Consider the following 7,031-nt stretch of genomic DNA (forward strand, 5'->3'; position numbering starts at 1 on the left):
TGAGGGGGAGGGGCATGGGGCTCTACATCGAGACCCGGATCCGTGTGCCGCTGGAGGAACTGTGGCGGCGCACCCAGGAGACCGGCGAACACGCACGCTGGGACGTGCGGTTCACGCGCATCGACCAGCTACCTGGCCCGGTGGAGGAGCCGAGGCGGTTCCGCTACGCGACCCGGGTCCTGCCGTTCCTCACCGTCGCCGGCACCGGAGTGAGCGCCGGCGAGCGGCACAGGCCCGACGGCACCCGGACCAGTGCGCTGCGCTTCGCCTCACCGGACCGCCTGTCGCTGATCGCCGAAGGGCGCGGCTACTGGCGGTACGTTCCCGAGCCCGACGGCACGGTCCGCTTCCTGACCGGCTACGACTACCAGCCCCGCGGGGGCCGTTTCGGGAGGATCGCCGACCGCCTCGTCTTCCGCCCGGTGATGGGTTGGGCGACCGCCTGGTCCTTCGACCGCCTCCGGCTCTGGTGTGAACGGGACGTCCGTCCCGAGCGCGCTCTGGCGCGGGCGGTCGCGGAGACGGCCGTCCGGGCGGGCCTCGGCCTGCTCGCGGTCGCCACCGCGCCACCGGTGGTCGCGGTCGCCGCGGTGGTCACCCTCCTGCTGCTGCCGCCCCTGCCCTCGACCCCGGCCGCGCGCCGCTGCCGCCGTCGGCCGACACGTCGCGATGACGGTCGTCCGCCCGCGCTCCTCCGCGGGCTCGACCGCGAAGGCGCCGCACCACCCGACCGCAAAAGGTCCGACCCGAAGGGGGACACATGACCTCGATCTTCCGCCGCGCCCTGGGGGCCGACTTCGACCGCCTCCATCCCGAGCTGCGCCGGAGGTTCTCCGTGGGCCTGCACAGCGGCGAGACCTGCACGGGACGCGGCGTGATGGACCGCATCTGGCAGGGCCAGGCGTTCGTCCGGCCCTTCCTGGCACTCGGCGGTACGCGCAACGTCCTCGTGGCACGGGCCGGCCGCGACGTGCCCTTCACCATAGAGAACGTCCCGTACGTCGACGGCTACGGGCGGGAGACCGTCACTTTCGTCCGCACCTTCGACTTCCCCGACCGCAGCCGCCGCTTCGACGCGACGATGATCTACAGTGCCCGACGCGGCTGTGTGGTGGACTACCTGGGGACGCACCAGCACCTGGCCACCGACCTGCATCCCGAGGTGGCCGCAGACGGGTCACTGATCATCCGGTCAGGCGCCTACCGTTTCCGGGAGGGACCGGTGGACGTGCCGGTGCCGGCGCTGCTCGGAGGGGACGCGGAGGTGCGGGAGAGCTTCGACGAACGGTCCGGACGGTTCCGGATCAGCGTGCGGGTCACCAACCGCAGGTTCGGGCCGCTCTTCGGCTACGAGGGCTCGTTCACCGCCGAGTACGCGCCCGTCGAGATCACCGGTGTGCGGCCCGGCCTGCGCCCGACACGTGAGGAGGCGCGTGTATGAGCGACACGCCACCCTGCACCACCGGCTCCGGCGCCCCCCCGGACACCCGGACGAAGCTGCTGGTCGGCGCGCTGGAGACGCTTGTCGAGAAGGGCATCGCCAAGACTTCCGCCCGCTCGGTGGCCGCTGCGGCGGGCGTCAACCAGGCGCTTGTCTTCTACCACTTCGGCAGCGTCGACGACCTGCTCGCCGAGGCCTGCCGCTACGGCGCGGAGCAGCGCGTCGCCCTGTACCGCGACCGCTTCGCCCGGGTGACCACCCTGGCGGAACTCCTCGACCTGGGCCGCGAACTGCACGCGCGGGAGCGGACCGAGGGGCACGTCGCCGTACTGGCGCAGCTGCTGGCCGGCGCGCAGACCCAGCCCCGGCTCGTCCGTGCGACCGCGGGCGGTCTGGAGAGCTGGATCACCGAGCTGGAGGCCGTGCTGGGGCGGGTACTCGCCCAGACTCCGCTCGCCGAGTTGCTGGACGTCCCGGGGCTCGCGAAAGCACTGGCGGCGTCCTTTGTCGGTCTGGAGCTGTACGAGGGCGTCGACGCCGAGGGCGCGGCGGAGGCGTTCGGCGCGCTTGAACAGCTGGCCGCGCTGGCGGCGGCGCTGGACGAGCTGGGGCCGGTCGCGCAGCGCGCGGTGCGGGCCCGTCTGCGCCGGACGACCGCCTACCGCGGCGCCACGTCCCGCCCGTAGCAGCCGCGGGCACCCGCTACAGGCCCGCCAGGACCCGGCCGGCGACCTCCCGGCCGATCGGCAGCGACGCGGTGGCGGCCGGCGAGGGCGCGTTGAGGACGTGCACCGTGTGCGGCGCCTCGCTGATGAGGAAGTCGTCGACGAGAGTGCCGTCCCGCAGGACGGCCTGGGCGCGTACGCCGGCGGGGGCCGGACGCAGGTCCTCGACGCGGATCGCCGGCAGCAGCCGGCCCACGGCCCGGGTGAACGCCGCCCGCGACAGCGAACGGTGGATCTCGCCGGCGCCGTAGCGCCAGTGCCGCCGGGCGAGCCGCCAGACGCCGGGCCAGGCCATCGTGCGGGCGAGGTCGTCGGCCGAGGCCGTCCGCCAGTCGTACCCTTCGCGGGCCGCGGCGGGGACGGCGTTCGGCCCGAGGTGGACCCCGCCGTCGATGCCGCGCGTGAGATGCACGCCGAGGAACGGGAAGGCCGGGTCGGGCACCGGGTACACCAGGCCGCGGACCAGCTCCGCACGTTCCTCGGCCAGCTCGTAGTACTCGCCGCGGAACGGCACGATGCGGGCCGGCGGGTCGTCCCCGGAGAGCAGGGCGAGCCGGTCGGCGAACAGCCCCGCGCAGTTCACCAGGGCCCGGGCGCGCAGCACGCTCCCGTCGGACAGCCGCACGGCGACGCCGATGCCCTCACGCCGGTCGACGGCCGTCACCGCCGCGCCGTACCGCAGTTCTGCGCCGGCGGCGGTGACAAGGTCGGCCAGCCGGTCCGCCACCGCGCGGAAGTCGCAGATCCCGGTGGTGCCCACCCTGATGGCGGCGAGCCCCCGCACGTACGGCTCGTACTCGGTGATCTGCGCCGGGCCCAGCTCCCGCACCGGGATGCCGTTCTCCCGCCCGCGCTGCGCGAGGGCGTGCAGCCGGGGCAGCTCGGAGCGCTCGGTGGCGACGATCAGCTTGCCGGTGACCTCGTGGGGGACGCCGTACTCCGCGCAGAACTTGACCATCTCCTGGGCGCCCCGCACCGCGAACCTGGCCTTCAGCGACCCGGGCCGGTAGTAGACGCCGCTGTGGATCACGCCGCTGTTCCGCCCGGTCTGATGGCGGGCCGGGCCCGCCTCCTTCTCCAGGACGGCGACCCGCACGCCCGGTCTGGCCCGGGTCAGCGCGTACGCCGTCGACAGACCGACGATGCCCGCGCCGACCACCAGGACGTCGTGGTCGTACCGTGCGCGGCCGCGCCGCACCGCGGTCGGCGCGGGGGCCGGAGCGGCCCGCTCCGGGCCGCCGTCCGCGCAGGCGTCGGGCGCCCCGGTCCCACCGGGGCGCTGAGGTCCTTCGGAGTTCGGCACAACCACCACGTCACCCATCATGGTCGCCACCACTGACAACGCACTGCGGCGCCGGTCACGTCGGGGCGGACGGACGCGCCGGTCCGGCCCGCCCGGTCACGTCCGCGCGCCCGCGACGCGAGCCGGGCGCGGTCGGCGGGCCGGGGCGCGCGCCCTCACGCCGGCGCCGCGAGCAGTGGTCTCGCCCGCTCCCGCAACTCGGCGACGCGCGGGTTGTCCCCGTACGGCTCGAGGCGGTGCAGCAGGTCGCGGACGTACTCCATCGTCCGCGCCGAGGAGATCCGGCCGGCCACCTCGACGGCCCGCACCCCCGCCGCGCAGGCGGCGTCCAGGTCGCCGGACTCCAGCTCGGCGACGGCGGAGACCACCAGACGGAGGCCGTGCGAGCGCACGTACTCCTCGGTGGGGCGGGAGAGCGCCTGCTGGGTGAAGCGCAGCATCTGACGCGGCGCCTTGAGGTCGCGGTAGCACTCGGCGGCGTCGGCGGCCAGCCGGTCGTAGGAGTAGAAATCGAGCCAGGACGGGTCCGCGTCGCCTTCCCTGGCACGTTCGAGCCAGCTCTCGGCGGCCGAAAGGGCGATCCCGCACGCCGGCGCGTCTCCCGCCTTGGCGTGCGCCCTGGCCTCCACGAGATGGAAGAAGCTCATGACGCGGGCGGTCGCCACACCGCGGTTGCGCTCCAGCGCGGCCTGCGCCAGGTCCACGCCCTCGTCGGCGAAGCCGCGGTAGGTCGCCTGGAGGGACATCGAGGCCAGCACGTAGCCGCCGAGCGGGACGTCCGCCGCGGCGCGGGCGAGTCGCAACGCCTGGATGTAGTAGCGCTGCGCGGCCTCCTGCTGACCGGTGTCGAACGCCATCCAGCCGGCGAGGCGGGTCAGTTCGGCCGTCGCGCCGAACAGCGAGCGGCCCACCTCGTCGCTGTACGCGCCGAGCAGCAGCGGTGTCGCGTCGACCCGCAGGCACTCGGGGACCATCGAGGAACGCCAGTCGCCGCCGCCGTACTTGGAGTCCCAGCGGCGTGCCTCCTGCGCCGCCTCGCGCAGCTTGGCGACATCGCTGTGGCCGACGCGTATGCAGTGCCGGGAACCCGTGCCGCCGGTCGCCCCGGGTGGGCGGGCGGTCACCTCGCGGGTCGGTGCCTTGCCGCCGGCCGCCGAACGGCTCTTGGGGCGCCTGCCGTTGACGGCCGCGGAGTCGGCGCCGGGCGACGCCCGGCCGGTCAGCTCGGACTTCCCGGCGCCGCCGTCCGGGCCTTCGCCGGCGCCGGGGTCGTCCGGGGCTTCGGCCGTCTCACGGGCGACCGAGCCGTCGGCGGGGCTGATCAGCCAGCGCGAGATCGGCGTCGCGTACGCGCTGACGGAGAACGATCCCGCGAGCGACTGCCAGACGCCGCCGCCACCGCGTCGGCCCGCCATGTCGAGCCGGTAGAGGTCGGTGGCCGACTTGACGGCCGCTCCCACGTCACGGGGGAATGCCAGGCCGATCTCCGGCGCCGGGTCCGTGTCGGCCAGCCCGATCTCGTGCAGGGGGACGGGCCGCCCCAGCTTGCTGCCGATCGCCGCCGCGATCAGGTGCGGTGCCGCACCCTGCGGGACCATCCCCTTGGAGACCCACCGGGCCACCGAGGTCTTGTCGTAGCGAAGGGTCAGACCTCGTTGCGCCCCCAGGTCGTTGACCCTCCTGGCGAGTCCGGCGTTGCTGATGCCGGCGAGGGCGAGGACTGTACCGAGCTTCTCGTTGGGCCCGCGCTTCTCGTGCGGCCCGCGTGGCTCCCTGGACATGCGCACCCCTGACACACCGACGGCTGCCCCACCGCACTGGAAAATGCTCGGGGCATTCGTGAACCCAGCGTAGTTCGCCGAATCCCTACCGTTAAGGGCTCGCCGGCCGGATGGCGGGATTCGTTTCCGTACGCGCGTGCGGAGCGGGCTCCGGCGCGAGCGCCGTGCGCGAGCGGCGCACGCGGCGCGAAGAACGGAGGCTATGTCGCGCATGTCCGTTCCTGGGTTTCCTCGGCGGTCGCGCGGGTCGGAGGCGAGGCGCAGGGTGTGGAGGTGGCACGTTCCAGGAGGCGAGCCGGGGCGTGCGACCCGGCCACCCGTGGTTCGTCGACGTGCCCCGGTCGTGTGATCGTGCGCCCGGCCGTGCGCTCTGTGCCCGTTGCGGTCGGCGGTGTTGCATGGAACACGCGTGGGTCGGCCCGCCGTGTGGCACCGGCGGGCTGGGGGAATACCGCCGCCCCACATCCCCGCGGGCGGCGTCCGGGTCCGGGAGGTGGTCGTGCCTCCCGGCCTTCCCGGTTGTGCGCCGGCTCATGTGTCCGGAGGCCCGGCGGGCCGGTTGAGGACGACGGAAACCGGCCTGCGGCAGTCGGAGCGCGACAACGTGGTGTGGCATATGCCGGAGTTGTGTGCCCGGCGATCGAGCCCGGTCCGCGTACGGACGTGACGAGCGATCAAGCCCGTCCGTACGCGGACCGCCCAACAACACCCGTCACGCACGGCGCAACCGCCACAGCCGGAAAGACCCTGTCACAGCCACAAGTTGGCCGAAAACCACTGTTTGTGTCCTGGGTGTTTGTCACCACCGCAACGGTCCGGTTTCCACGCCGTCACGCCGGGCAGCCGCACCTGCACGGCGACCGCCCGCACCCGTCGGCCGCCGACCCGCTCCCCGGCCGGCCACCCAGGACTCCGAGCACGCCAACACGTGCCTCCCTGCGCCCCTTGACGCTCCCATCCCGCCCCTCTCATGGCAGCATGGGCCCACAAACGGCAGCCGAAACGGCGAGCGCAGCCGAACGGTCACTGGTGGAGGCGTCGATGCGGTGGTTGGTGGGATGGAGCAGCACCACCCCGCGGGCCGCCCGTGCCCGCACCCTGCACCCCGTCGGCGCGACGCAACTGTGGCCGGACCCCGACCCGTTGTGGGCCGTCGGCGACTGGCGGCCGGGCGAGGTCCGACTCGTCGAAGGCGAACGGGACAGCGCCCTGGCCGTGTTCGGACACTGCGGGGCCGACGACGAACAACTGCGGCTCGGACTCTCCGCCGCCCGCGGCGGTGCCGTACGCCAACTCACCTGCTGGCCCGGCTCGTACACCGTCGTCGTCCGGGTCGGGCGACGCGTCGCCGTCGTCAGCGACCTCGCGGGAGCGCGACCCGTCTTCCACACCCCCTGGGAAGGCGGCACCGCCTACGCGACCGCCGCACTGCCCCTCGCCGACCTCGTCGAAGCCCAACTCGACATCGGCCACCTCGCCGCCCTGCTCGCCGCCCCCGACGCCCCCGAAGCGCTCGGCGACAGCACCCCCTACGCCCAGGTCCGCCGCGTACCGCCCGGCCACGCGCTGGTCCTCCGCGACGGCGGCTCCCGCCAGACCACCAGCTACGAACCGGACGCGCCGTCGGTCGTCGCCGCGCCACCGGCACCCGCCGAGCAGGCCGTCGGCGGCCTGCGCGAAGCGCTCGTCGAAGCCGTACGGGTCCGGCTGGCCGCCCCGCGGCACGTACCCGCCGGCTTCCCGGACGGCGGACCGGAACCCGGCATCCCCACCCCTGTCTC

At 74.3% G+C, this 7,031-nt stretch carries 6 protein-coding genes; 4 read left to right on the forward strand and 2 right to left on the reverse strand.

Features of this window, described 5'->3' with window-relative positions:
* The first annotated feature begins 14 nt into the window (after window positions 1-14).
* The 3 genes from GL263_RS17930 to GL263_RS17940 are packed head-to-tail and all read left to right on the forward strand — an operon-like array spanning window position 15 to window position 2,127.
* Entirely contained in the window at window positions 15-764 is a 750-nt protein-coding gene (locus GL263_RS17930) for a hypothetical protein (protein WP_182856735.1), read from the forward strand.
* Window positions 761-1,441, forward strand: a complete 681-nt coding sequence (locus GL263_RS17935) for a DUF4166 domain-containing protein (RefSeq protein ID WP_182856736.1) — start codon at window positions 761-763, stop codon at window positions 1,439-1,441. Before GL263_RS17930 ends, GL263_RS17935 begins: the two co-directional genes overlap by 4 nt.
* Complete coding sequence (locus GL263_RS17940) at window positions 1,438-2,127, forward strand: TetR/AcrR family transcriptional regulator (protein ID WP_182856737.1); 690 nt, start codon at window positions 1,438-1,440, stop codon at window positions 2,125-2,127. The genes GL263_RS17935 and GL263_RS17940 overlap by 4 nt, the downstream gene beginning before the upstream one ends.
* 16 nt (window positions 2,128-2,143) lie before the next feature.
* Here the strand turns inward: GL263_RS17940 and lhgD are convergent, their stop codons facing one another.
* Complete coding sequence (gene lhgD, locus GL263_RS17945) at window positions 2,144-3,364, reverse strand: L-2-hydroxyglutarate dehydrogenase (RefSeq protein ID WP_323379454.1); 1,221 nt, start codon at window positions 3,362-3,364, stop codon at window positions 2,144-2,146.
* A 260-nt stretch (window positions 3,365-3,624) separates the two neighbouring features.
* Window positions 3,625-5,250 carry an NsdA family TPR-like regulatory protein gene (locus tag GL263_RS17950; protein ID WP_182856738.1) on the reverse strand — a complete coding sequence of 542 codons (1,626 nt, stop codon included), beginning with the start codon at window positions 5,248-5,250 and terminating at the stop codon, window positions 3,625-3,627.
* 1,041 nt (window positions 5,251-6,291) lie between these two features.
* Here GL263_RS17950 and GL263_RS17955 point away from each other — a divergent pair.
* Window positions 6,292-7,031 (forward strand): macrolactam cyclase family protein (locus tag GL263_RS17955; RefSeq protein ID WP_500294567.1); only part of this gene is annotated, 740 nt, incomplete at its 3' end.

It is taken from the genome of Streptomyces durbertensis, assembly GCF_014156695.1.
Lineage (GTDB): Bacteria > Actinomycetota > Actinomycetes > Streptomycetales > Streptomycetaceae > Streptomyces > Streptomyces durbertensis.

Bases quoted from the DNA above. Each gene is read 5' to 3' on its own strand.
- GL263_RS17940 (WP_182856737.1), top strand. From the start codon at position 1,438: ATGAGCGACACGCCACCCTGCACCACCGGCTCCGGCGCCCCCCCGGAC.
- GL263_RS17950 (WP_182856738.1), bottom strand. From the start codon at position 5,250: ATGTCCAGGGAGCCACGCGGGCCGCACGAGAAGCGCGGGCCCAACGAG.
- GL263_RS17930 (WP_182856735.1), top strand. From the start codon at position 15: ATGGGGCTCTACATCGAGACCCGGATCCGTGTGCCGCTGGAGGAACTG.
- GL263_RS17935 (WP_182856736.1), top strand. From the start codon at position 761: ATGACCTCGATCTTCCGCCGCGCCCTGGGGGCCGACTTCGACCGCCTC.